Source organism: Curtobacterium sp. MMLR14_010 (assembly GCF_001865015.1).
In the GTDB taxonomy this organism is placed as follows: domain Bacteria; phylum Actinomycetota; class Actinomycetes; order Actinomycetales; family Microbacteriaceae; genus Curtobacterium.
On the sequence record NZ_MJGV01000090.1, the window covers coordinates 63,460 to 87,628 of the forward strand.

26 protein-coding genes are annotated in these 24,169 nt (G+C 72.1%); 14 read left to right on the plus strand and 12 right to left on the minus strand.

Features of this window, described 5'->3' with window-relative positions:
- Window position 1: 1 nt before the first annotated feature.
- The 4 genes from BIU98_RS17360 to BIU98_RS17375 are packed head-to-tail and all read right to left on the minus strand — an operon-like array spanning window position 2 to window position 4,042.
- A complete protein-coding gene (locus BIU98_RS17360; protein WP_254788009.1) occupies window positions 2-1,036 on the minus strand; it encodes a sugar phosphate isomerase/epimerase in 1,035 nt (344 codons plus the stop codon).
- Complete coding sequence (locus tag BIU98_RS17365) at window positions 1,033-2,130, minus strand: Gfo/Idh/MocA family protein (protein ID WP_071279368.1); 1,098 nt, start codon at window positions 2,128-2,130, stop codon at window positions 1,033-1,035. Before BIU98_RS17365 ends, BIU98_RS17360 begins: the two co-directional genes overlap by 4 nt.
- Window positions 2,115-2,807 carry a ThuA domain-containing protein gene (locus BIU98_RS17370; RefSeq protein ID WP_071279449.1) on the minus strand — a complete coding sequence of 231 codons (693 nt, stop codon included), beginning with the start codon at window positions 2,805-2,807 and terminating at the stop codon, window positions 2,115-2,117. The genes BIU98_RS17365 and BIU98_RS17370 overlap by 16 nt, the downstream gene beginning before the upstream one ends.
- A gap of 53 nt (window positions 2,808-2,860) precedes the next feature.
- Window positions 2,861-4,042 (minus strand): Gfo/Idh/MocA family protein, encoded by a 1,182-nt coding sequence (locus BIU98_RS17375; RefSeq protein WP_071279370.1) that lies wholly within the window; start codon window positions 4,040-4,042, stop codon window positions 2,861-2,863.
- Window positions 4,043-4,139: 97 nt separating this feature from the next.
- Between BIU98_RS17375 and xylA the strand changes: the two genes are divergently transcribed.
- The 4 genes from xylA to BIU98_RS17395 all read left to right on the plus strand — a co-directional run bounded on the left by xylA (window position 4,140) and on the right by BIU98_RS17395 (window position 8,671).
- Window positions 4,140-5,333 carry a xylose isomerase gene (xylA, locus tag BIU98_RS17380; RefSeq protein ID WP_071279372.1) on the plus strand — a complete coding sequence of 398 codons (1,194 nt, stop codon included), beginning with the start codon at window positions 4,140-4,142 and terminating at the stop codon, window positions 5,331-5,333.
- Window positions 5,326-6,792, plus strand: a complete 1,467-nt coding sequence (xylB, locus tag BIU98_RS17385; RefSeq protein WP_254788011.1) for a xylulokinase — start codon at window positions 5,326-5,328, stop codon at window positions 6,790-6,792. Before xylA ends, xylB begins: the two co-directional genes overlap by 8 nt.
- 80 nt (window positions 6,793-6,872) lie before the next feature.
- Window positions 6,873-7,862, plus strand: a complete 990-nt coding sequence (locus BIU98_RS17390) for an acetylxylan esterase (protein WP_071279374.1) — start codon at window positions 6,873-6,875, stop codon at window positions 7,860-7,862.
- A gap of 86 nt (window positions 7,863-7,948) precedes the next feature.
- Window positions 7,949-8,671: a VIT1/CCC1 transporter family protein gene (locus BIU98_RS17395; RefSeq protein WP_071279377.1), complete on the plus strand. Its 723-nt coding sequence runs from the start codon at window positions 7,949-7,951 to the stop codon at window positions 8,669-8,671.
- A 2-nt stretch (window positions 8,672-8,673) separates the two neighbouring features.
- On the opposite strand, the gene BIU98_RS17400 is transcribed toward BIU98_RS17395, so the two are convergent.
- Window positions 8,674-9,240: a GrpB family protein gene (locus tag BIU98_RS17400; RefSeq protein ID WP_071279379.1), complete on the minus strand. Its 567-nt coding sequence runs from the start codon at window positions 9,238-9,240 to the stop codon at window positions 8,674-8,676.
- A 28-nt stretch (window positions 9,241-9,268) separates the two neighbouring features.
- Entirely contained in the window at window positions 9,269-9,868 is a 600-nt protein-coding gene (locus BIU98_RS17405) for a TetR/AcrR family transcriptional regulator (RefSeq protein ID WP_071279382.1), read from the minus strand.
- Between the two features lie 106 nt (window positions 9,869-9,974).
- Between BIU98_RS17405 and BIU98_RS17410 the strand changes: the two genes are divergently transcribed.
- Window positions 9,975-10,634, plus strand: coding sequence for an NAD(P)-dependent oxidoreductase (locus BIU98_RS17410; RefSeq protein ID WP_071279385.1), 660 nt, complete (start codon window positions 9,975-9,977; stop codon window positions 10,632-10,634).
- 37 nt (window positions 10,635-10,671) lie between these two features.
- On the opposite strand, the gene BIU98_RS17415 is transcribed toward BIU98_RS17410, so the two are convergent.
- From BIU98_RS17415 to BIU98_RS17425, 3 genes are all read right to left on the minus strand, one after another.
- On the minus strand, window positions 10,672-11,601 hold the full coding sequence (locus tag BIU98_RS17415; protein ID WP_071279388.1) for an SDR family oxidoreductase: 930 nt from the start codon (window positions 11,599-11,601) through the stop codon (window positions 10,672-10,674).
- Between the two features lie 97 nt (window positions 11,602-11,698).
- Entirely contained in the window at window positions 11,699-12,541 is an 843-nt protein-coding gene (locus BIU98_RS17420; RefSeq protein WP_071279391.1) for a helix-turn-helix domain-containing protein, read from the minus strand.
- Between the two features lie 133 nt (window positions 12,542-12,674).
- Window positions 12,675-13,550, minus strand: coding sequence for a cyclase family protein (locus BIU98_RS17425; protein ID WP_071279394.1), 876 nt, complete (start codon window positions 13,548-13,550; stop codon window positions 12,675-12,677).
- Between the two features lie 137 nt (window positions 13,551-13,687).
- On the opposite strand from BIU98_RS17425, the gene BIU98_RS17430 reads away from it, so the two are divergent.
- Complete coding sequence (locus tag BIU98_RS17430; protein WP_071279396.1) at window positions 13,688-14,176, plus strand: MarR family winged helix-turn-helix transcriptional regulator; 489 nt, start codon at window positions 13,688-13,690, stop codon at window positions 14,174-14,176.
- A 7-nt stretch (window positions 14,177-14,183) separates the two neighbouring features.
- Here the strand turns inward: BIU98_RS17430 and BIU98_RS17435 are convergent, their stop codons facing one another.
- Window positions 14,184-14,960, minus strand: a complete 777-nt coding sequence (locus BIU98_RS17435) for an alpha/beta fold hydrolase (RefSeq protein ID WP_071279403.1) — start codon at window positions 14,958-14,960, stop codon at window positions 14,184-14,186.
- A gap of 53 nt (window positions 14,961-15,013) precedes the next feature.
- Here BIU98_RS17435 and BIU98_RS17440 point away from each other — a divergent pair, with 53 nt between their 5' ends.
- Both BIU98_RS17440 and BIU98_RS17450 read left to right on the plus strand, forming a co-directional pair.
- On the plus strand, window positions 15,014-15,427 hold the full coding sequence (locus BIU98_RS17440) for a MarR family winged helix-turn-helix transcriptional regulator (RefSeq protein ID WP_071279405.1): 414 nt from the start codon (window positions 15,014-15,016) through the stop codon (window positions 15,425-15,427).
- Window positions 15,428-15,643: 216 nt separating this feature from the next.
- A complete protein-coding gene (locus BIU98_RS17450) occupies window positions 15,644-16,486 on the plus strand; it encodes a glycoside hydrolase family 16 protein (RefSeq protein ID WP_071279409.1) in 843 nt (280 codons plus the stop codon).
- Window positions 16,487-16,598: 112 nt separating this feature from the next.
- Here BIU98_RS17450 and BIU98_RS17455 read toward each other — a convergent pair whose 3' ends face one another.
- Window positions 16,599-17,075 (minus strand): MarR family winged helix-turn-helix transcriptional regulator, encoded by a 477-nt coding sequence (locus tag BIU98_RS17455; RefSeq protein ID WP_071279411.1) that lies wholly within the window; start codon window positions 17,073-17,075, stop codon window positions 16,599-16,601.
- 60 nt (window positions 17,076-17,135) lie between these two features.
- Between BIU98_RS17455 and BIU98_RS17460 the strand changes: the two genes are divergently transcribed.
- The 3 genes from BIU98_RS17460 to BIU98_RS17470 all read left to right on the plus strand — a co-directional run bounded on the left by BIU98_RS17460 (window position 17,136) and on the right by BIU98_RS17470 (window position 19,269).
- Window positions 17,136-17,504 (plus strand): VOC family protein, encoded by a 369-nt coding sequence (locus BIU98_RS17460; RefSeq protein ID WP_071279413.1) that lies wholly within the window; start codon window positions 17,136-17,138, stop codon window positions 17,502-17,504.
- Window positions 17,505-17,623: 119 nt separating this feature from the next.
- Window positions 17,624-18,574: a helix-turn-helix domain-containing protein gene (locus BIU98_RS17465; protein ID WP_071279415.1), complete on the plus strand. Its 951-nt coding sequence runs from the start codon at window positions 17,624-17,626 to the stop codon at window positions 18,572-18,574.
- 83 nt (window positions 18,575-18,657) lie between these two features.
- Window positions 18,658-19,269 (plus strand): CoA pyrophosphatase, encoded by a 612-nt coding sequence (locus tag BIU98_RS17470; protein WP_254788012.1) that lies wholly within the window; start codon window positions 18,658-18,660, stop codon window positions 19,267-19,269.
- A gap of 448 nt (window positions 19,270-19,717) precedes the next feature.
- Here BIU98_RS17470 and BIU98_RS17475 read toward each other — a convergent pair whose 3' ends face one another.
- Window positions 19,718-20,758 carry a LacI family DNA-binding transcriptional regulator gene (locus tag BIU98_RS17475; protein ID WP_071279453.1) on the minus strand — a complete coding sequence of 347 codons (1,041 nt, stop codon included), beginning with the start codon at window positions 20,756-20,758 and terminating at the stop codon, window positions 19,718-19,720.
- 224 nt (window positions 20,759-20,982) lie between these two features.
- Between BIU98_RS17475 and BIU98_RS17480 the strand changes: the two genes are divergently transcribed.
- The 3 genes from BIU98_RS17480 to BIU98_RS17490 are packed head-to-tail and all read left to right on the plus strand — an operon-like array spanning window position 20,983 to window position 24,142.
- Window positions 20,983-22,236, plus strand: a complete 1,254-nt coding sequence (locus BIU98_RS17480) for an ABC transporter substrate-binding protein (RefSeq protein WP_071279420.1) — start codon at window positions 20,983-20,985, stop codon at window positions 22,234-22,236.
- Between the two features lie 53 nt (window positions 22,237-22,289).
- Window positions 22,290-23,240 carry a carbohydrate ABC transporter permease gene (locus tag BIU98_RS17485; protein WP_083393364.1) on the plus strand — a complete coding sequence of 317 codons (951 nt, stop codon included), beginning with the start codon at window positions 22,290-22,292 and terminating at the stop codon, window positions 23,238-23,240.
- Window positions 23,237-24,142 carry a carbohydrate ABC transporter permease gene (locus tag BIU98_RS17490; RefSeq protein ID WP_217635717.1) on the plus strand — a complete coding sequence of 302 codons (906 nt, stop codon included), beginning with the start codon at window positions 23,237-23,239 and terminating at the stop codon, window positions 24,140-24,142. Before BIU98_RS17485 ends, BIU98_RS17490 begins: the two co-directional genes overlap by 4 nt.
- Window positions 24,143-24,169 lie beyond the last annotated feature (27 nt).

A 24,169-nucleotide genomic window follows, 5' to 3' on the forward strand; every position in this document is an offset into this window, starting at 1 on the left:
CTCAGCGCGACCGGGAGAACGCGGCGTCGAACGAGGCGTCCGGCGGTGCGATGGTGCCGAGCCGCCGCACGAACGCCAGCGCCTCGGGACCGCCGACGAGCCGGTCCATGCCCGCGTCCTCCCACTCGACGCTGGTCGGCCCGGTGTACCCGATGTGGTTCAGCACGCGGAACACCCGTTCCCAGGGCACGTCCCCGTGTCCGGCGGTCACGAAGTCCCAGCCCCGGCGCGGGTCGCCCCACGGCAGGTGGCTGCCGAGGCGTCCGTTGCGACCGTCGAGCTGCTTCACCGACTCCTTGCAGTGCACGTGGTACACCCGGTCGGCGAAGTCGAGCAGGAAGGCGGCGGGGTCGAGGTCCTGCCAGACGAAGTGCGACGGGTCGAAGTTGAAGCCGAACGCGGGGCGGTCGGCGAAGACTTCCAGGGTCCGCTTGGCCGTCCAGTAGTCGTAGGCGATCTCGGACGGGTGCACCTCGAGCGCGTACCGCACCCCGACCTCCTCGAACACGTCGAGGACCGGTGACCAGCGGTCGTGGAAGTCCTGGTACCCGGCGTCGATCATCGCGGGTGGCACGGGCGGGAACCCGGCGACGGTCTTCCAGATCGAGGACCCGGAGAACCCGGTGACGGTGTCGACACCGAGCGCGGCGGCGGCACGGGCGGTCCACTGCAGCTCCTCGGCGGCGCGCTGTCGGACGCCCTCGGGGTCACCGTCGCCCCACACGTGCGGCGGCAGGATGTCCTCGTGCCTGGCGTCGATCGGGTCGTCGCACACGGCCTGTCCGACCAGGTGGTTCGCGATCGTCCAGACGCCGAGGCCGTTCTCCCGCAGGATGCGCTGCCGGTCGGCGACGTACGCCGGGTCCGTGGCGGCGCGCCGGACGTCGAGGTGGTCGCCCCAGCAGGCGATCTCCAGGCCGTCGTAGCCCCACTCCCCGGCCAGTCGCGCGACCTCCTCGAACGGCAGGTCGGCCCACTGTCCGGTGAACAGCGTGACCGGACGGGAGGCTCGCCCCGCGTCCGCCACGGCACTCACCAGGACTCCGGTCGGGTTCCGGCGGCCACCGGGGCCGGTCGGTCGACACGCGACCCGACGGTCACGACGGTGTGGTCGCGGCCGGCGGTGGTGATCGCCTCCATCACGTCGAGGACGTGGAACGCGAGGTCGCCGGAGGCCCGGTGCTCGCGGTCGGTCTCGACGGCCCGGGCCAGGTCGGACAGCCCGTACCCGCGGCCGGCGTCCTGGTACCCGGCGCCCACGGGCAGTTCGCGCCATTCACGGTCGTCCGCGGTGGCGATGCGCACCGGGTCGGAGAACCGGTTCGGGTCGGCCACCTCGAGGGTGCCGGCGGTGCCGTACACCTCGAAGAGCGGGCTCTGGGTGGCCCAGACCTCGAACGACAGCGTCACGGTGGAGACCACGCCGCCCTCGTGCTCGAGGATCGCGACGACGTGGGTGTCGACGTCGACCGGCAGCACGGTGCCCGCGCCAGGACCGTTGGCGATCGTGCGCTCCCGGGTGGACCGGGTCGTGCTGCCGCTCACACGGACGACCGGGCCGAAGAACGTGACGAGGCTCGTCAGGTAGTACGGGCCCATGTCGAGGAGCGGACCCCCGCCCGGCTGGTAGTAGAAGCCGGGCGCCGGGTGCCAGAGCTCGTGGCCGGGGGCACTCCACGACACCGCGGCGCCGAGCGGGGTGCCGATCAGGCCGTCGTCGAGCGCGGCCCTGGCGGTCTGGATCCCGGTGCCGAGGACGGTGTCGGGCGCGCTGCCGACCCGGAGCCCGGCGGCGCGGGCCTGCTCGAGCACCGGGGTGGCCTCGGCCGTCGAGAGCGCCAGGGGCTTCTCGCCGTAGACGTGCTTGCCCGCGGCGAGCGCCCGCCCGGCGACGTCGGCGTGTGCGGCCGGGATCGTCAGGTTGAGGACGACGTCGACGTCGTCGTGCGCGAGGAGCTCGTCGACGCCGAGCGCCAGGACGCCCTGCTCGGCGGCGACGGCCGCGGCACGCTCGGTGTCGAGGTCGGCGACCGCGGTCAGGCGGAGGTTCGGCAGGCTCGGGAAGTGCTCGAGGTACTGCTTGCTGATGTTCCCGACGCCGACCATGCCGACGTTCATCGTGCTGCCCACAGGAGTCCCCTCTCGATGATGGTGCGGACGGGCTCGGACTCGACGATCTCCACCCGGTGTCCGGGGGCGGAGACGAAGACACGGCCCTTCCCCCACTGGCGGGTCCAGATCGCCGGCGCGGTGACCGGCCGGTTCCAGGCGTCCCACGGGCGGGCGTCCTGTGTGGTGGTCGCGAGCACGTCGTTGTACTCGTCGCTGAGCACCCAGTACTGCTCGGTGACCAGGTCGAAGTCCTCGATGCCCTGGGTGATCGGGTGCTCGTGGCCGAGGTCCGTCATGTGCACGGTGTACGGCACGTAGTTGTCGGACTGCTCGCCGATGCGCTCGTCGGGGTGCTTGCCCGCGTGGTGGGCGAACTGGCCGCCGATCATGTGCAGGTAGTCCGCGTTGGAGCGGTAGGCGTCCGCGATGCCGCCGTGCCAGCCGGCGAGCCCGGTGCCGGCGAGGACCGCGCGCTGCAGGCCGGCGAACTCGTCGTCCGCGATGGTCGTCATGGTGTTGACCTGCACGACGAGGTCGACCTCGGCCATCACGGCGTCGTCGGCGTACACGGCGGTGGAGTCCTCGACGCGGACGTCGAAGCCGTTGTCGCGGAGGAAGGGGATGAAGACGTCCGTGGTCTCGACGGGTTGGTGTCCGTCCCATCCTCCGCGGACGACGAGTGCGTGGCGTGCCATGGTGCCCTCCTGGTGGGCTGTGGTCGTGGGGTCGGTCGCGGTCGTGTCGTCGGTCACGGGACGGCCGTCCAGCTGCTGCCGTCGGCGGCGCTGCGTTCGACGGCGTCGAGCACGCGCTGCACGTGCAGACCGTCCTCGAACGACGGCGACGGGTCGGTGCCGCCCGTGATCGCGTCGACGAAGTCCTTCACCTGGTGGCTGAAGGTGTGCTCGTACCCGATGAGGTGCCCGGTGGGCCACCAGGCCGCCATGTACGGGTGCTCGGGCTCGGTGACGAGGATGCGTCGGAAGCCCTGCTCGCCCGCGGGGGCTGACGACTCGTACAGGCGGATCTCGTTCATCGACTCGAGGTCGAACTGGATCGCACCGGTGGACCCGGAGACCTCGAGGGTCAGTCCGTTCTTGCGTCCGGTCGCGTAGCGGGTGGCCTCGAACGTGCCGATCGCACCGTCCGCGCTGCCGCCGGTCAGGCGTCCGAGGAAGAACGCGGCGTCGTCGACGGTGACCTGCCCGCGTTCGGTCGAGGCCGTGCCGGAGAGTCCCACGCCGTCGGCCAGCAGGGGGCGTTCGTGGACGAAGGTCTCGAGCGTGCCGGACACGGTCGACAGCTGTGCGCCCGTGACGTGCTCGGCGAGGTCGATCGCGTGCGCACCGATGTCGCCGAGCGACCCGGAGCCGGCGAGTGCCTTGTCCAGCCGCCACGTCATCGGGCCCTCCTCGTCGGTCAACCAGTCCTGCAGGTACAGCGCGCGGACCTGGCGGACCGTCCCGATCCTCCCGTCCTGCACCAGCTGGCGTGCGAACGCGATCGCCGGAACGCGGCGGTAGCTGAACCCGACCATCGCGCGGACGCCGTCCTCGCGCGCAGCGCGGGCGGCGTCGACCATCGCCTCGGCCTCGTCGACGGTGTTGGCGAGGGGCTTCTCGCAGAGCACGTGCTTGCCGGCCCGCAGCGCGGCGATGGCGACCTCGACGTGCGAAGAGCCGGGCGACACGATGTCGACCACGTCGATGTCGGGGTCGGCCACGACGGCACGCCAGTCGGTCGAGGCGCGCTGCCAGCCGTACTGCGCCCGGGCTGCTTCGGTCCGGTCGGGATCACGTCCGACGACCACGGTCATCTCGGGTTCGGCGTCGAGGGGGAAGAACCGGGGCGCCGTCCGCCACGCCTGTGAGTGCGCGGCTCCCATGAAGCCGTGCCCGATCATCGCCACCCGGAGGGGTCTGCGTGTCATCCGTTCGCTCCTTTGCGATCACGTGCTTGCCACGATCCACCCTACCGCTTATGTTGGGCGCGGCAACATTTTGTTCGACGACGAACGGTGACACACCATGGCGACGACGCCCACCCGCGAAGACAAGTTCTCCTTCGGTCTCTGGACCATCGGATACAACGGCTCGGACCCCTTCGGCGGTCCGACACGACCCCCGCTCGACGTGGTCGAGGGGGTCGAGAAGCTCGACGAGCTCGGGGCCTACGGCCTCACCTTCCACGACGACGACCTGTTCGCGTTCGGTTCGACCGACGCCGAACGACAGAAGCAGATCGACCGCCTCAAGGGCGCGCTCGAGTCCACCGGCATCATCGTGCCGATGGTCACGACCAACCTGTTCTCCGCCCCGGTCTTCAAGGACGGCGGCTTCACCTCGAACGACCGTCAGGTCCGCCGGTTCGCGCTCCGCAAGGTCTTCCGCAACGTCGACCTCGCCGCCGAGCTCGGCGCGAAGACGTTCGTCATGTGGGGTGGCCGCGAGGGCGCCGAGTACGACAGCGCCAAGGACGTGCAGGCCGCGCTCTCCCGCTACAAGGAGTCGGTCGACCTGCTCGCGCAGTACGTCACCGACAAGGGCTACGACATCCGCTTCGCGATCGAGCCGAAGCCGAACGAGCCCCGCGGCGACATCCTGCTGCCGACGCTCGGCCACGCGATCGCCTTCATCGACACGCTCGAGCGCCCCGAGCTCTTCGGTGTGAACCCCGAGGTCGGCCACGAGCAGATGGCGGGCCTGAACTTCACGGCCGGCATCGCCCAGGCCCTCTACTCGGGCAAGCTCTTCCACATCGACCTCAACGGTCAGCGCGGCATCAAGTACGACCAGGACCTCGTCTTCGGTCACGGCGACCTGCAGAACGCGTTCTCACTCGTCGACCTGCTCGAGCACGGCTCTCCCGAGGGCGGCGTCGCGTACGACGGCCCGCGCCACTTCGACTACAAGCCGAGCCGCACCGAGGACTTCTCCGGTGTCTGGGACTCCGCCGCCGCGAACATGCGCATGTACCTGCTGCTCAAGGAGCGCGCCCAGGCCTTCCGCGCCGACCCCGAGGTCCAGGCAGCGCTCGAGGCCTCCAAGGTGCCCGAGCTGAGCACGCCGACGCTCAACGAGGGCGAGACCTACGACGCGTTCCTCGCCGACCGTTCCGCGTACGAGGACTTCGACGCCGACGCGTACTTCGGTGGCAAGGGCTTCGGCTTCGTCCGGCTCCAGCAGCTCGCACTCGAGCACCTGATGGGCGCTCGTGGCTGACCTGGTGGCAGGGGTCGACTCGTCGACCCAGTCCTGCAAGGTCACGATCCGCGATGCCGTCACCGGCGCCGTGGTCCGTGAGGGTCGTGCGTCCCACCCGGACGGCACGTCGGTCGACCCCCGCCACTGGTGGGACGCCCTCGGCACCGCGATCGCGGACGCCGGCGGGTTCGACGACGTCGCCGCCGTCGCGGTCGCCGGCCAGCAGCACGGCATGGTCGCGCTCGACTCCGAGGGTCGCGTCGTCCGCGACGCCCTCCTCTGGAACGACGTCCGCAGCGCCGACGCGGCCGCGCAGATGGTCGAGGAACTCGGCCGGGAGGCCTGGGTCGCCCGCACGGGACTGGTCCCGGTGGCCTCGTTCACCGGCACGAAGCTGCGCTGGCTCCGCGACGCGGAGCCGGAGAACGCAGCCCGCGTGGCAGCGGTCGCGCTCCCCCACGACTGGTTGTCGTGGCGGCTGCGCGGCTTCGGCCCCGCGGACGAGAGCCCGAACGGACCGGACCTCGACGCCCTCGCGACCGACGGCTCCGACGCCAGCGGCACGGCGTACTGGGACCCGGCCCGCAAGGCCTACGACGCCGAGCTGTTCGAGCTCGCGCTCGGTCGGCCGATGCGCGTCGCCGGTGACGGGTCCACGGACGCCGTCGTCGTGCCCCGCGTCGTCGCTCCCGACGCCGTCATGGGCACGCTCGACGCCGACGTGACCCTGCCGGGCGGCGCCGTCGCCCGCGCCGGCCTCAAAGTCGGGGCCGGCACCGGCGACAACGCCGGCGCGGCACTCGGCCTCGGGCTCGGCCCGGGCGACGTCGCGGTGTCCCTCGGGACCAGCGGGACCGTCTTCGGCGTCACCGACACCGAGCTGGCGGACCCGAGCGGGACCGTGGCGGGCTTCGCGGACGCGACGGGGGCGCGCCTCCCGATCGTCACGACGCTCAACGCGGCCCGCGTGCTCGAGGTGATCGGCGGCCTGCTCGGCGTCGACCACGGTGAGCTGGGTCGACTGGCGCTGGCGGCGCCGGCCGGGGCCGACGGCCTCGTCCTGGTGCCGTACTTCGTCGGCGAGCGCACGCCGAACCGTCCGGACGCCACCGCGTCCCTGCTCGGGATGACCCCGGCGACCACTGACCGGGAGCACCTGGCGCGGGCGGCGTTCGAGGGCATGCTCTGCGCGCTCGCGGACGGCCTGGCCGCCGTCGAGGCGACCGGCGTCACCGTCGAGCGGCTCCTGCTCATCGGCGGGGCCGCGCGCAACGAGGCCGTCCGGACCATCGCGGCGCAGGTGTTCGGTCGCGACGTCGAGCTGCCGGAACCCGGCGAGTACGTCGCCGCCGGTGCCGCACGCCAGGCGGCGTGGGCGCTGACCGGCGCACTGCCCGCGTGGGACATCGCCACGACGACGGTGCCCGCGGACCCGCGACCCGAGGTGCTCGAGCGCTACCGCGACGCGGTGCGCTGAGCCCTGCACCACCCGATCCCCGTGCCCCCGGTGCCGTCTCGACGGCACCGGGGGCTCGATCGTCCCCGGAGGACACCACCATGCCGTTGACCGACCTGCCCCTCGACGAACTCCGCGACCACCGTCCCACCATCCGCCGACCGGAGGACTTCGACCGGTTCTGGGCCGACACCGTCGCCGAGGCCCGCGCTGCCGGTGGAGACATCACCCCGACCCTGGTGCCCGCTGACACGCCCGTCACCGGGCTCGTGGTCGAGGACCTGACCTTCCCGGGCTTCGCGGGGGACCCCGTGCGTGCCTGGGTCACCCGACCGGTGGATGCCGAGGGCGACCTGCCCGTCGTGGTCGAGTACCTCGGCTACAACGGCGGACGCGGTCGACCCGGGGAGCGGGTGGCCTGGGCCCTCGCCGGGTACGTCCACGTCGTGATGGACACCCGCGGCCAGGGCAGCGGGTGGGGCGGCGGGGACACCCCGGACCCACACGGTGCCGGCCCGCACATCGGCGGCTGGATGACCAGCGGCATCGAACGGCCCGACGACCACTACTACCGGAGGGTCTTCACCGATGCCGTCCGACTGGTGGATGCGGTCCGCACGCTCCCCGGTGTCGATCCGGACCGCATCGCCCTGACCGGTGGCAGCCAGGGCGGCGGCATCGCGATCGCCGCAGCCGCGCTCGTCGAGGCCCACGTCGGACCGCTCGTCGCCGTGATGCCCGACGTCGCGTTCCTCTGCGACTGGGAGCACGGAGCGCTCGTCGCGGTGAGCGACCCGTACCAGGAGCTGGTCCGCTACCTGGCCGTGCACCGGGACGCGGCCGAGACCGTGTGGACGACGGCGTCCTACCTCGACGGGGTGAACTTCGCGGCCGGGATCACCGCACCCGCGCTCTTCTCCGTCGCGCTCATGGACGAGATCGTCCCGCCGCGCACCACCTTCGCGGCGTACAACGCGCTCGGCTCCACAGACCGCGAGATCGAGGTGTACGCGTACAACGGGCACGAGGGCGGCGGCTTCCGGCACTGGGAGCGACAGGTGGCGTTCCTGCGGGCGCACGACCGGGGGTAGGTGAGGCTGTCCTCACCTGGAAACCCCAGGTCAGGACAGCCTTGCCTGGCTGGACAGGCGCGCCGTCCGGGTGTTTGCTCGTCCGCATGGCAACCACGACCGTCCCCGCACTGCCCGCCCTGTCACCGGCGGAGTCGACGAGTGCCGCGCGGCTCAACTGGCTCCGTGCCGGCCTGCTCGGCGCGAACGACGGCATCGTGTCCGTGGCCGCCGTCGTCGTCGGTGTCGCGGGGGCCGGCGTCGCGATCGGCCCCGTGCTCGCCGCCGGCGGAGCAGCGCTGGTCGGCGGCGCCGTGTCGATGGCCCTCGGCGAGTACGTCTCGGTCAGCGGTGCCCGTGACGCGCAGCGGACCGGCCAGACCGAGGCGGCAGCCCGACGCGCCGCGGTGGCGCAGCAGCACGACGACGTCGCCGCCGCGTACCGGGCGCTCGGGGTGTCCGAGTCGGTCGCGGCCTCGGTCGCCGAGGAGCTCGCACGCCCCGAGGTCCGGGCGGCGTGGACGACCGCCGAGGAGCGCGCCGCCGCCGACGAGGTCGTGAGCCCGTGGCGTGCCGCCTGGGTGTCCGCGGCGACGTTCGTCGTCGGCGGGCTGCTGCCCTTCCTGGCGACCGTCCTGGCGCCGGCGTCGAGTCGGATTGCCGTGGTCGTCGTCGCCGTGCTGCTCGCCCTGGCGGCCACCGGTGTCACGGGAGCGGTGCTCGGCGGCGCGCGTCGTGGGCGCGCTGCCACCCGGGTGGTCGTCGGCGGGGCGCTCGCGCTGGCGGCGACGTGGGTCGCGGGGATGCTGCTCGGGGCGCACGCCCTCTAGGGTCAGCGGCCCGCGCGCGCTCGAGTCGTGATTGCCTCGATCACCTCGGTCTTGGCGTCCGCGTAGTCGTTCATGTCGTCCCACTGTCGGCGGAACAGCTCCCGCTTGGTGTCCTCGTACAGGGCCCGGTCGGCAGCGTCGGACCGGAGCCGGTCGCGGAAGAGCAGGTAGTCCTCGACCGCGCGGGCGCCGTGCTCGTAGACGTGCACGTGGACGGTGCGCTCCGTCGTCCGGACCAGCCGGTGGCCGGGCTCGCGGACGCGCAGCACGTACCCCGCCACCAGCAGCGGCTCGACGTGGTCCTCCTCGGCGGTGATGTCGTCCACCGTCACCAGGACGTCGACGATCGGTTTCGCCGCGAGCCCCGGCACGGCCGTGGACCCGATGTGATCGATCCCGACGGACCCAGCACCCGCGCCGAGCGCCTGCCGGATCCGATCCCGGTGCTCGACGAACACCGCAGGCCAGCGCTCGTCGTACGGCAGCAGGTCGACGTGCACTGCCTCAGGTCCGCCGATGATCTCGACCGTCGTCACGTCCGGGCGTCGTCGACCGTCGCGGTGTCCCATGCCGTCATCCTCGCAGGCAGGGTGGCCCTCAGTGCCGCGTGACGACCCGGCCGCCGAGCTCCGAGTCGAGCAGCATCGCCATCGCCTCGGACACCAGGACGTCACCCTGCGCACGGGCGATGCGACCGGACGCGACGAGCGCCGCGATCCCCTGCATCGTCGCTCCGAACAGCATCTTGAACGTGTCACGCCCGGTCTCGTCCGCGTCCGGTCCTGACGGGCCCATCGTGTCGTCGAGCGCGCCGAACAACCGGCCGGCGGCGTCCTGCACGGCTCCGGGTCGTGCACTCGTCTTGGCGGCGAACATCAGCTCCATCAGCGCAGCGTCCTCGATGGCGAAGTCGACGTAGGCCTCGGCGACCCGGTCGAAGCCCACCCGGGCCGACGCAGCGCCGTCGAGGGCGGACCGCACCGCGCGCGTCAGCCGGTCGAAGCCGCGCTCGGCGAGTGCGTCGAGGAGTGCCTGCCGGTCGATGAAGTGGCTCCGCGGTGCACCGTGGCTCACGCCTGCCTGGCGGGCGAGCTCTCGGAGCGACAGCCCGTCGGTACCGGTGGTGCGGAGCATCGACTCGGCCTGTTCGAGCAGGACGGCTCGCAGGTTCCCGTGGTGGAACGGCCGCGTCGTCATGCGCCCAGCCTACGAGGAAGTAGGCATTGACTCCTTTCTAGACAGTGACTACTTTGAGTTGCGGGCAGGGACTGCCCGTCAGGCACGACCGACGACAGGACGACCGATGGACCAGCAGAAGACCTTCCTGGTGTTCGGCGGCACCGGACAGACCGGGCAGCACTTCCTCCGACTCGCCCTCGAGCAGGGCCATCGCGTCCGAGCCCTCGCCAGGACCCCCGCGAAGCTCACCCGGACACACCCCGACCTCGAGGTCGTCCCCGGGTCCGTCACGGGCGAGCTCGACCTCGATGCACTCCTCGACGGGACCGACGCCGTCGTGGCGATGCTCGGCGACGTCGTGGCACAGCGCGACCGGCAGGTCAACACGGAGTTCGTCCGGCGTCTCGTCCCCGCGATGCGACGCCAGGGCGTCTCTCGCTTCCTGTACCAGGCAGGCGGACTGAGCGCCCCTCCCGGCGAGCGCCTGTCCCCGGCGCTCCGAGCGGTCCGCGCCACGATCGCTCGCGGGTACATCGGGCAACACGAGGACAACGAGGCGGTCATGCGGTACCTGAGCACCGACGCCGACGACCTGGAGTGGATGGTGCACCGCGCGGGCATCGGGTCGGACGGGCCCTCGAAGGGCACGCTCCACCGCTCGGGCAAGCGCATGAGCATCGGCACGTTCTCCGACTGCGCCGACTACACCCTGCGGACGGTGCTCGACGACTCCGCGATCCACACCTGCGACCCGAGCAGCTACCGGGCAGCGAGCGCCGCCTGACGCGTCCCCGGCGGAGCTCGGCTGACCGCGGACGGCCTCAGCGCCCGACGCGGACCCCCGTCAGCTCCTCGGACACGTCCCACAGCCGCCGAGCGGTGTCCATGTCCGCCAGCGGCGCCCACATCGGCAGGAGTGTCGGCGGACCGCCCGCCGTGCGACGTGGACCCCAGAACTGGTCGCCAGCGGCGTCCGGGGACGTCGCCGCGACGATCGCCGGCTGCGCCGCGCTCTCGACCGTCCCCACGACCCGGAGGCGTGAGAGCAGTCCGATGAGGCGACGTGCGGCCGAGACGCGGTCACGACCGAGACCGGGCTGCGCTGCCAGGAGGTTCGTGGGCGAGATGCCGGGGTGCGCGAGGTTGCTCGTGATCCCCCAGCCCGCGGCCGTGCTGCGCGCGTCGAGCTCCCGCGCGAACAGCCCGACCGCGATCTTCGACGCCTGGTAGGCACGCATCACGGCGTAGGCGTCACGGGCGTTGAGGTCGTCCAGGTCGATGGACCCGCTCCGCGCCGCGACGCTCGTCTGGTGGGTGACGCGGGCACGACCGGCCCGCAGCAGGTCGAGCACCCCGAGGGTGAGCGCGAAGTGCCCCAGGTGGTTCGTCCCCATCTGCAGCTCGAAGCCGTCCCGGGTCTCCTGACGCCGCGGCGGCTGCATCACCCCCGCGTTGTTCACGAGGAGCCCGATCGGCCGACCCTCGGCGCGCAGGGCGTCCGACAGCGCGGCGACCGACTCGAGCGACGACAGGTCCAGCGGGAGCGTCCGGACGCTGGCGCCCGGGACGGAGCTGCGGATGCGGTCGGCGGCTCGTGCCCCCTTCTCCGCTGACCGGACCGGCATCAGGACCTCGGCGCCGGCGCGGGCCAGGCGCGTGGCGATGACGTGCCCGATGCCGTCACTGGCACCGGTGACGACGGCGAGGGTGCCGGCGAGGTCAGGGACGGGGTGGATCGGTGTTCTCGGCATGGGGTTCCTTCGACGTCGGACCACCGGGCCGGTGGTGGCACCATGCTGCGCGCCTGCTCGCCGCGCATCCAGGACCCGTCGGTCCACGGCTCCGGGATCACCCCTCGGTCAGCTCCTGATCGCCGAGGACCGCCAGCAGCCGGAGCCGCCCGTGGCTCTCGCTGCCCGGGACAGCCGTGTAGACGAGCAGCCGGTGCGACTGCTCCGGGTCCAGGAGCGTCTGGCAGGAGAGCTCGACGGTGCCCACCGACGGGTGCCGGAAGCGCTTGACGTCCGGCGGTCGCACGCCCACCTCGTGCGCGTCCCAGACCGCTCGGAAGCCCCCGTGGTCGCGGAGCGCGTCGACCATGCCTGCGGCGCGCGAGCCCGGTCCGCGCAGGGAGACGAGCTCGCGGAGCCCGGCTGCGTACACGCGGGAGAGCTGGCGTCGCTCGGACTCCGAGTACGGCTCCTGCGCCTCGGGTTCGGTGAACCACCGGTAGCCCAGGCTTCGTGCGTTCCCGGTGCGTCGTGCCGCGTCGCCGAGGAGCGTCCGACCGAGCGGCGACTGGCGGAGCGTCTCACCGAGTTCGGTCACGATCTCGGCCGGGGTGTCCGTGAGACGGTCGAGCACGCGCAGCAGACCCGGGCCGACGTGCTCGCTCGTGGTCCCACGCGCGGGCGGGGTGTGCCCGGCGAGCCGGAAGCAGTGGTCCCGTTCGTCGAGCGACAGGTGCAGGCCCTGGGCGATCGCGGTGACCATCTGCACCGAGGGATGCGGGCCGGTCCCCCGTTCCAGTCGGGCGTAGTAGTCGGTGGACATGTGGCAGAGCGCTGCCACCTCCTCGCGCCGCAGGCCCCGGGTCCGCCGCCGCTGGCCGTGGGGCAGTCCGACGTCGTCCGGCTGCAGGGCCCCGCGTCGGAGTCGCAGGAACTCGGCCAGGCCGCCACGGTCGATCACGGGTCCTCCTCGGGCGTCCACGGGGTCTGTCTACCGCATCCCGGAGCGGCGGACCACGACCTGTCGATCCACCCCTGCGGCCCCGGATGGCCGGCGGGTCGTCACGCTCGGCGACGAGCGCTCACGAGACCGTTCAGAAGACCGCGACCGGGTTCACGGGGATCCCGGTCAGGCCGCCGATCCGGGGCGGGGCGACCACGAGCATGAACACGGGACAGCCGAGCTCGGCGCTGACCTGCGCCAGCTCCTCGACCGTGACGCCGTCGATGAGTGCCATGCCGAGCCGCGCGAGCCCGACCATGTGGAGGGGCATCGGCACGTCCTGGTCGAGCGGCGGGAAGCTGTCGCCGACGTCCCCTGCCCAGATCGCCACGTCGCGGTCGTGCAGCCACCGGACGGCGTCGACCGTGACGCCGGGGCCCTGCTCGTCGGCACTCCACCCGAAGGTCCATCCGGTCCGGACGACGAGCGCGTCCCCCGGCTCGACCCGGACGCCGCTCCGGGCCTCGGCCGCGTAGAGGTCGTCCGCGGTGATCGGGTGCGCCGACGGCAGCCGCCCACCCGGGGCCAGGTCGAGCAGGACGCCGCGCGTGACGATGCCCGCGGCGACGGCCGAGGTCGAGCCGTGCGTCACGACCCCGCCCGTCACGGCCTCCCCGAGCGGGACCGTCGGGAAGACGACCCCGTCGATCGGCATGTGCACGAGGGCGTCGATGTGGGTCAGCGCCGGGTGGTGCGGCGTCACGGTGAGCACCTCCGCCATGCCCATCGGTGGTGTGCCGGTGTGGAGGAGTGCCTGCTGCACCGGAGGGGACGGGGGCGACGGCGGAGCGAACGGGCCGCCGAGCATCGACGCGGGGTCGGTCGACAGGGCGAGCGAGACCCACCGCCCGACCTGGACCGCGGAGGCTGCGCGGGCGCGAGCGGCGTCGTCCACGAGGTTGAGGGCGCCGAGCTCGTCGGTGTCGCCCCATCGGCCGCGGTTGTCGGGGAGCTGTGTGGATGTCATGTCGATCGTCCTGTCGATTCGTGGTCCTGGCGGAGTTCGGGCATGCTCCAGAGGAGGACTCGGGAAGCAGCTTCCTGCAGGCTACTCCAAGAAGCAGGTTCCTGCTTGTTTCCGATCGGACGGACGAAGGGGCATCGATGGACGCGGACACCCACGACGGGCTCGACCTGGTGCTGGGATGGAACGCCGTGAAGGTCGGACGGATCATCGGCGCCCGGATCACCGCCGGCCTCGCGGACCACGACATCGGCCTGGTGCAGTTCGGCGTGCTCTCCTGCCTGGCCCACGGCTCCGCGCTGACCTCCGCCGAGATCGCGCGGGCCGTCTTCGTCCGACCCCAGAGCATGGCGCAGGTCCTGGACGGCATGGAGGAACAGGGGCTGATCCACCGCGCGAGCGTCCGTGCGAAGGGCCGTCGGAACCCGGTGCAGCTCACCGTTGAGGGCGAACACGCCCTCGAGACGGCACTCGCGATCGCACTCGCGAGCAACGACCTGACGACCCTGGGGCTCGACCGGGCCGAGAGCGGGCGACTCAACGACCTGCTGCTCGCCGTCATCCGCGCTGCCGAGGACGCCCCCGAGCAGCACGCGGACCGCGCCGCCCCCGAGCAGCACACACACTGATCTGCCGTCACACCCGCCGCAGGAACGGGTCGACGACCGCCCACGTCGCCTCGGGTGCCTCGAGGTGCGGCAGGTGCCCGGCAGCCGGCACCTCGGCGAACTCGGCGCCGGGGACCGCAGCAGCCACAGCGCGTGCGTACGTGGGGGTGACGACGCGGTCGCTCGCGCCGGCGACCACGAGGGTCGGCACACGAACACCGCCGAGCCGGGCGAGCAGCGTCGGGTCGCTCATCCCCCGCCCGGCGACGGCCGCCATCGTGGCCCCGTTCGACCGCTGCACCGCGCGCTGCTCGTCGGTGACGTCGGCGGGGTCCGTGTACCCGCGCTCGGGGTCGTGCCAGGCGACCTCGGCGAGCCCGCGGGCGTCGAGCGCGAAGAAGTCCGCGATCGGCTCGCCGTCGACGACCGCACCGACACCGTCGATGTCGACCACGGCGCCGACGACGCCCGACCACCGGTCGTCAGCGGCGGCCTGCACCGCCATCTCGAGTGCGATCCAGCCACCGATCGAGGACCCGACGAGCACCGCGTCCTGCACGTCGTCGGCGAGCAGGTGGTCGAGCCAGGCCGTTGCGAGGGCGGCGACGGAGTCGATCTCCGCAGGACGGGACGTGCCGTCCCAGCCCGGGTGGGTCGGCGCGAGCACGTGGAAGGCGGACGCGAGGTGACCGACGATCGGCGCGACGGTCCGCGGCCCGCCCCCACCGTGCAGCACGAGCGCGACGCGGGCGGTGGAGTCGCCGGCCTGGACGACCCGCAGGTCGTCGGGGAGGGAGATGGTCATGGTGGTCGTCCTGTCTCAACATGTTTATGTACCGGTATTGATACAGTAACACCGTGACGACGGACCTCGAGACACTCGGCCAGCTGGTCAAGCGGGCGCAGTACCGCAACCACCGGACGATGGACGCAGCCCTGCGCGACGTCGGGGTGTCGCTCGTGCAGTGGGACGCCCTGCGCGCCGTCGACCGCATGCCGTCCGCCTCCGGGCACGACCTGGCCGTCGCGACCTTCCAGAGCGACCAGGCCTTCGGCACGCTCGCGAACCGTCTGGTCGACCGAGGCCTCGTCCTCCGCACGGCCGGCCGCGGTCGACGCATCGAGCACACCCTCACCGACGAGGGGCGCGCGGCCCTCGCGGGCGGGCACGCGGTGGCGGTGGACGTGCTCGACGGGCTCTTCCTCCGACTGGAGGAGGACGACCGCGCCACCCTCCTCCGCCTCCTCCGGACGCTGACCGAGGACGACTGACCGCCGCCAGGGCCATCGGCTGTTCAGACGCCGGTTCACGTCATCACCCCCCGAACGGGGCACAGATGATGCATGATGTCCGAGGACGCGTCACCGAACCAGTGCAGCACCCGGCACCGAAGGGCGTCCCGCCAACCCGAACCCGCGCCGAGCCCAGTCAAGGAGCCCGACATCTCCACGCCAAGCACGTGCACGCCCAAGCGCGGCACAACCCCCATGACCCTCACCGAACGGAAGACCCCGATGAACCGTCGCAAACGTGGACTCCTCGCAGCCGTGACCACCCTCACGGCCGGCGCGCTCGTCCTCGGCGTCCCCACCGCCGCCTCCGCAGCCAGCTGGAACGGTTGGTGGTGGGGTGGACACGGCCGCTGGCAGCCGCCGGTGACCGCACCGACGCCCGACCCCACCCCGGTCGCGGAGACCGGCGAGACCGGCTCCTCGGCCCCCGCCGCGTCCTTCGTCGAGGACTTCAACGACTCCGCCGCCACCGGCCTGGTCGCCTCGGCGTACCGGCAGGCCTGGCAGCCCTACCCGGACGGCACCTCGGGCATCTACGCCCCGAGCCAGACCGTCTCGGTGCACGACGGCGTCATGGACGTCCGCCTCGGTGGCGCCGGGACCGCCGGCACGTTCGGCACCTCCGCCGGCGCGTGGGACCACGTGGGCGGCTCGTTCTCCGTCCGCGCGAAGGCGACGGGTGGCGACGGCAACGGCGCGGCCTTCATGCTCTGGCCGACCTCCAACGTGTGGTCGGACGGTGAGATCGACTTCCCCGAGGGCAACTTCGACGAGAGCCCGTCCGCCTTCCACCACTCGATGGTCCGCGGCCAGGAGGCCAACCGCGTCCAGCTCGGCACGGGCGTCTCGTGGCGTGACTGGCACACCTACAAGGTCGACTGGGTCCCCGGACAGTCCGTGACGTACAGCGTCGACGGCCGCGTCCTGGACACGATCACGCACGACGTGCCCACCACGGCCCACCGCTTCATGTTCCAGACGGGCAACTGGGGCCAGTCCGGCAACCTGCTCATCGACTGGGTCACCACCACCGAGTGACCGGTCCCGGACCGCGGTGACCGCCGGTCCGGACCACGCTCCAGCCCCACCACGGGCAGACGGGAGGCACGGTGCCAGCTGGCACCGTGCCTCCCGTTCGTCGTCAGTCGCGTCACGTCTCCATGGGCGCGTCCCGGGGACCCGAACCGGTCCGCAGCGCGCGCACCATGCTGCGGAGCAGCCGGAGCGCCTCGGCGCGGTCCTCCGCCGTCAGACCGTCGAGCATCCGGACCTCGACACCGCGCACCGCGGCGGTCGCTGCGGCCAGGCGCGTCCGGCCGGCGTCCGTGAGCCGCGTGGGCAGGGCCTTGCCGACGGGCGCTGCAGCGGCACGCGTGACGGAGCCGTCCCGCTCGAGGGCCTGCAGCAGCACGTTCATCGACTGCCGGGTCACGAACGCACCGCGCGCGAGTTCGGAGTTCGACAGGCCGGGGCGCTGCGCGAGCAGCTCCAGGCACGAGTAGTGCGTGATCGTCATGCCGAGGGGGCGGAGCACGGCCTCCATCGACGCGCGCAGGGCACTGGCTGCCTCCTTCAGCAGGTACCCGAGGGAGGTGTCGAGGTCGATCCCGTCGCCGTCTTGACTCATGTCAGGATTCTGACATAGATTGCTCCGTGTCAGAAGACTGACACACATTGAAGGAGCATCATGCCCGCCACCGGCCCCGACTTCATCTCCCTGCAGGTCCGCGACCTCGACACCTCCCAGGCCTTCTACGAGCGGTACCTCGGCCTGGTCCGCTCACCGGCCGGTCCCCCGCACGCCGTCGTGTTCACGACCACGCCGATCGCCTTCGCGCTGCGTGACGTCGTGCCGGGCACCGACCTCGACGCCGTCGCCCAGCCGGGCATCGGCGCCGCGCTCTGGCTGCACGCCACCGACGTGCAGGACATCCACGACGCCCTGGTGGCGGATGGCCGGACCATCGTCGCCGACCCGATCGACGGCCCCTTCGGCCGGACCTTCACGTTCGCGGACCCCGACGGGTACCACGTGACGCTCCACGACCGCGCCTGACCCGTCGGGGGCAGCCGCGGGCCGTCGGGGTCGCCGATCCGACTCTGACCTCGTGAATGTCCGATTCCGGAAGCGCGTGTCCGCTTGCAGGACGAGCCCGTTCCGGTGAGGATCGACGCGTGCCAGAACTCCTGCGTCGGACGCGAAGCGAGACCCGCACCCGGGACCGCCGGGTCGCAGCGGGCGCCGTGATGCAGGCCGACGTCACCCACGGCCTGCTCGTCGAGGGCCGGGACTCGTCGTTCTCGTTCGAGGACCGGTCCCGCGGCACCCACCTGCTGTCGCTCGGCTCCTGCAGCTGCGTCGGCGTGATCTCGGGTGAGATCGCCCCGGACGACTCGGTGACGCTCATCTGGCTGAAGTCCGGACGCGGGAGCCTCGACGGCGAACCGATGACCGTCGGCCGGCCGACGCTGCTCCGCCACGACTCGCAGCCGTTCCGGTGGGAGTCGTTCCACAAGGACGTCATGCGCATCGACCGGGCCACGGTCGAGGCCGTCGCGGCCGAGCGCGGCGACTGGGAACCGGGTCCGCTGGTGTTCCAGCCGCGCCACGTCCCGGAGGGGCCGAACCTCGCCGCCTGGTGGCTGATGGTCCGGACCGTCGCAGCCGAGGTGCTGAACGGCCCGGACGAGGTCACGCTCGAACGCGAACAGGAACTCACCCGGTTCGCTGCGGCCGGGCTCCTGTCGGCGATCCCGCACTGGCCCGTCGGACAGCACGAGCCGCCGCAGACCGCCGCGAGCGCCCGGTTCGCCCGCGCCGAGTCGTTCCTGCTCGAGAACGCCACGCAGCAGATCACCGTGGCCGACGTCGCCGCGGCCGCGGGCCTGAGCGTGCGCGGGCTGCAGGACACGTTCCAACGGCACCACGGCATCGCCCCGCTGACGTACCTGCGCGGGATCCGCCTGCTCCTGGCGCGCGAGCGGTTGCAGGAGGAGCCGGACCTGAGCATCGCCGAGGTCGCACGGGCCACGGGGTTCGCGCACCTCGGCCGGTTCGCCGCGGCCTACCGCGCCGAGTTCGGCGAGCTCCCCCGCCAGACCCGACAGGCGGCGCAGGAGTCGTGACGGCGACGGGTCGCGAGACGGACGCCCGGGCGGAGTTGGCCGCGGTCGTCGCGGCAGCGGGGTCCGACCCGCTCGTCGCCGGGCTGCCTGCCGCCGCGTCGCCTCGCGAGGCAGCGGTGCTCATCCTCTTCGGGGTGCTCGACGGCGTGCCGAGCGACCGGGTGGACACTGCCGTGTCGCGGGACCTCGACGTCCTGCTGCTCTCCCGTGCGACGACCCTGCGCGCACACCCCGGCGAGGTCGCCTTCCCCGGCGGCCGCGTCGACCCCGGGGACCGCGACCCGGTGGCCGCCGCCCTGCGCGAAGCCCGCGAGGAGACCGGCCTGGACCCGTCCGGCGTCGACGTGCTCGGCACGCTGCCCGCCGTCCCGCTCGCGTTCTCGCGGCACCTGGTGTCGCCGGTGCTCGGCTGGTGGCGGGACCCGTCCCCCGTGCGGGTCGTGGACGAGGGTGAGTCCGCAGCCGTCTTCCGCGCGCCCGTCGCCGACCTGCTCGACCCGGCCAACCGCGGCGTCACCGTGATCCGGCGCGACGGCCAGGAGTGGCGCGGGGCGGCCTTCACCGTGGACACCGACGCCGGGACGCACGTGGTGTGGGGCTTCACGGCGTCGCTCCTCGACGCGCTGTTCGACCGCGCGGGTTGGACCGAGCCGTGGGACCACGAGCGCGAGGTGCCGCTGCCCGCTGCGCGGTGAGCGGCGGTGCGGCCGGTCGGCGGCCACACCGGCTGGCGGCCGCTGGCCGGCGGCCAGGGGGCGGCTGGGCGGCCGTCAGCCGGGTGGCCGCGGGCCGGCGGCCAGGGGGCGGCCAGCGAGACTCGGCCATGCGGACATACCGCGGCATGCGGGCGGCGCGTTCTGTCCGCCGGGCCGAGACTCGGCGCGTGGCCGGGCGTGCCGGACGGGAGGCTCGGTGCCGGACGCGCGCCGAGCCTCCCGTCCGGCGCGTGGTGACCGCGGTGACTGCGGGGCGGGCGTGCGCGACGGCAGAAGCGACATGCTGCGGGCGGATGCGCGGCGCAGACGGCCGCACCGTGTCGCCCGATGCGCTCGCATGATCGCGGACGGCCGAACCATGTCGCCCGATGCGCTCGCACGGAGCACCCGGCGGCGGCGGGCAGCGGACCTGCCGACCGCCCGCCGGTCAGTCCAGGGGGGCCACGGGGGCGTCGCAGCCGCACGACCGCCGGAGCACGAGCGCGCCGTCGAAGAACTCGTGACGGGGCTCCTCGGGGGCATCGGACCGGGCGAGGAGCCGGGCGACAGCGCTCTCCGCCATGGCCTCGATCGGCTGTCGGAAGGACGTCAGGGACGGCCAGGAGTACTCGCCTTCCCAGGACCCGTCGAAGGACACGATCGCGATGTCCTCCGGCACGCGGACTCCCTGCTCGTGGAACGCCCGGAGCACACCGGTCGCCATGCGGTCGGTCGCGACGAACACCGCTGCGGGGCGGTCCGGGTCAGCGGCCATCCGACGGCCGGCCTCGTAGCCGCCAGGTCGCGTGATCTGCGCTCCGTAGAACGGTCCCGCCGCGACGCCGGCCGCCGCGCAGGCCTCGAGCCACCCGACCCAACGCGGCTCGGCGGCATCGGGCTCGCCGATGAAGGCGACCCGACGGTGCCCGTGCTCGAACAGGTGAGCGGTCGCGGTCTGACCACCACGTCGCAGGTCGGGACCGAGACTCGCGACGCCGTACTCGGGGGACGACACGTTGAGCTCGAGCCACGGGATGCCGACGCGGTCGAGGGACACCCGGTCGAGCGGGGCGGCTCCCGGCAGCACCAGCACGCCGTCGACCTGGCGCGCGGCGAACTCGTGGAAGCGCTCCACGACGATCTCCGGCTCGAAGGACGAGGCCGTCGTGTAGAGCGCGTAGCCGTGGCTCCGAGCTGCCTGCTCGATCGCGCTCGCGAACTCGCTGAAGAACGGGTTGGCGAAGATCGGGTCGACGCCGTCCGGCACCACCAGGACGAGCGTGTGCGCGGACCCGGACTTCAGCGCCAGTGCCGCCTGGTTCGGCCGGTACCCGAGTTCGTCGATCGCTTCCCGGACGCGCTTCGCCGTGGCTGCGGCGACCGGGGCCCTGCCGTTCAACGTGTACGACACCACGGCGTCACTCACCCCGGCTCGGCGCGCGACGTCGTGCCGGGTCGGCTTGCGGGGAGGGGTTGACCTCGTCGTCACGGGTGACTCCTGGTGCTCTGCGCGACCACGGAGGGCGGACGGCATCCCCTCGAGCATCGCACACTGGTTTACCCGGGTCAACGTCGCCGTTTCGATGCCTGCCTGGGCATTGCATGGCGGTGTTTACTCGGGTAATGTCCGGCGACACCGGGCCGATCGGTCCGTTCCCCCACGGAGGTCCGACAATGACGTCACACATCCACCCGTCCCCGCACAGGCGCTCCGTGCGCCGGCTCGTCGCCCTGTCGGTGGCCGCCGTCGCGGTCGCAGCGTCGCTCTCGTCGTGCAGCGCTGCCGGCTCCGCCTCGGGCACGACGACCCTCGAGTTCCAGACGGCGCAGTCCGCCGACTCACCACTGCTCAAGGCGCTGACGACGGTCACCGACGACTTCGAGCAGCAGCACCCCGACGTCAAGGTCGACCTGCGCACCGGGGGCAACGACTACGAGTCGCAGATCAAGGTCCGGCTCGCCGCGAACAACCCGCCGGACCTCTGGTCGACGCACGGGTGGTCCCGCGACCGGTACAGCTCCTTCCTCGCACCGCTGCAGGACGAGCCGTGGGCGAAGGACTTCAACACGGCGCTCGACCCGGCGATGAAGAACGACGACGGGCAGTTCTTCGCCCTGCCGGTCGACACGGCGGTCTCGGGGCTCATCGTCAACGAGACGGTGCTCGAGAAGGCCGGGGTCTCCCCCGACTCCCTCAGCGACTGGGACGGCTTCATGGCCGCCGTGGCGAAGGTGGCCGACAGCGGCGCGACGCCGCTCACCCTCGCCGGCTCGAAGGACGGCTCCGCAGGCAACGCGGTCGACTGGCTCGCCCCTGGTGCCTTCAGCGAGACGCAGCTGGCGTCGTTCACGAAGGGCTCGTTCCCGGAGGCCGGGTACCAGAAGGTGCTCGACGTCCTCGACCGGTTCCGCTCCGAGGGCTGGATCAACAAGGACTACTCGTCGGCCACGGGCGACGACATGGCGAAGGCCCTCGCGGAGAACCGTGCCGCCTTCGCCCTGAGCAGCAACGCGCTCGTCGCGCAGGCGCAGCAGTACGCGCCGGACGCGAAGCTGCAGTTCGTGCCGATCCCCGCGATGAACGGCGGTGACTCGTACCTGATCGGCGGCGAGAACACGGCGTTCGGTGCGGCGAAGAACGGCAAGCACCTGGACGCGGCCAAGCAGTACCTGGCCTTCCTCGCGAAGCCGGCGAACGACCGGAAGCTGGCGGAGTCGACTGGCAGCCTGCCCGGGCTGACCAACGTCACGGCGGACCTCGGTCCCCTCGCACCGAGCTACAGGAAGTGGGTGACCGAGGAGAAGGTGCCGCTGGAACCGTTCTTCGACCGGGTCTACCTGCCGAACGGGATGTGGAACACCGTCGTGACCACGGCCGACGGCGTCATCGCCGGGCAGTCGTCCCCGGCGGCGAGCACGAGCAAGGTCGCCAGCGACTTCTCGACCCTCTACAAGAAGACCAACTGACGCCGGTCCGGGGCGGCCCGCACGAACGGGCCGCCCCGGACCTCGGAGGCACCATGACCGCACCGACCACCACCCGACCCCCGCGGTCGGGCACGCCCGCTCCCGGTGGGCCTCGTCCGCTCCGGCCGTCCAACCGGTTCCAGGGCGCGAGCGTCAACCTGCTCTACGTCCCGGCCCTCGCGCTGTTCGCCGTCTTCACGATCTACCCGCTCCTCAGCGGCGTCCGGCTCTCGTTCACGAACTGGGACGGGTACACCCCCGACTTCGCCTGGGTCGGCTGGTCGAACTACACCCGCCTGTTCACGGACGACACGTTCCGCTCCGTGCTCGTCAACACGTTCGTCTACGGCATCGGCAGCACGCTCATCCAGCAGGTGCTCGGCCTGGGCCTGGCCCTCGCACTGGACAGCAAGCTCCGCGGCCGGAACGTCGCGAAGGCGATCATCTACCTGCCCGTGCTCGTCTCCCCCATCGTGATGGGCACGTTCTACTACCTGCTGTTCCAGTACGACAACGGGGCGCTCAACGACGTCGTCGTGGCACTCGGCGGCGAGCGCCACGCCTGGCTGAGCAGTGCGGCGAGCGGCGTCGCGCTCATCGTCGTCGTGAACTCGATCCAGTTCGTCGGGACGTCGATGATCATCTACCTCGCCGGGCTGCAGTCGATCTCGCCGGAGTACACCGAGGCGGCGATGCTCGACGGCGCGAACGCCTGGCAGCGGTTCTGGGCCGTCACCCTGCCGCTGCTGCAGCCGGCCTTCGCGACGAGCATCATCCTCAACCTCATCGGCGGCCTGAAGCTGTTCGACGTCATCCAGGTGCTCACGGGCGGTGGGCCCGGCACCTCGACGAGCTCCGTCTCGACGCTGATCGGCACGACGTACTTCGCCAACCAGGCAGCCGGGTACTCGTCGGCGATGGGGGTCGCCCTGTTCGTCATCATCGCGATCCTCACCGTCCTCGCGAACACCGCCCTGAACCGCCGACGTCTGGAGCAGTCGTGACCGCGCCCACCGCCACCCGCCACGAGACCGGTCGTCGGCCGTCCACCCCGCCACATCCGACGGCGCCACGGGACCCTCGCTCGACGGCCTGGCTGTCGAACGGACTCGTCCGGGCCTTCGTCCTCGTCGTCGTGCTCCTGCAGCTGATCCCGTTCTACGTCGCCCTCACCACGGCCCTGAAGGCGAAGACGGACCTGTCCCCGCAGCTGGCGTTCCCGACGTCGAACATCGTCGGGAGCAACTTCCTGCAGGCGATCACCGAGGGCGGCATCATCCGCGCGATGCTCAACAGCGTGCTCGTGGCCGGGGTCTCGACGGCGCTCGTGTGCCTGCTCGGGGCGTTGGCCGCCTACCCGCTGGCCCGTCGCCACTCCCGCCTGAACCGGGCGGTCCTCAGCGTCAACGTCGGCCTGATGATGGTGCCGGCGCTGAGCATCCTGGTGCCGCTCTACTCGCTGTTGTCCCGCATGCACGCGCTGAACACGTACTGGGGCGTGATCCTCGTCATGGTCACGTCGAGCCTGCCGCTGGCGATCTTCCTGTACAGCTCGTTCATGCAGACGCTGCCCGTCTCGGTCGAGGAAGCGGCTCGCATCGACGGCGCGAACCTGTTCCAGAGCCTGTTCTACGTGGTCATCCCGATGCTGAAGCCCGTCACGGCCACGGTCGGGATCATCACCGGCGTCGGGGTCTGGAACGAGTACGCGCTCTCGGGCTACATCCTGACGACACCGGGGACGCGGACGATCGCCCCCGCGATCGCGTCGTTCTTCTCGATCCAGTCGAGCAACCTGCCCGCGGCCGCCGCGGCAGCGCTCATCGCGGTGGTCCCGATCGTCGTCGCCTACCTGTTCCTGCAGAAGTACTTCGTGCGCGGACTGGTGGGAGCGGAGAAGGGCTGAGCATGCTGCTGGCGGCTCGGCGCGTGG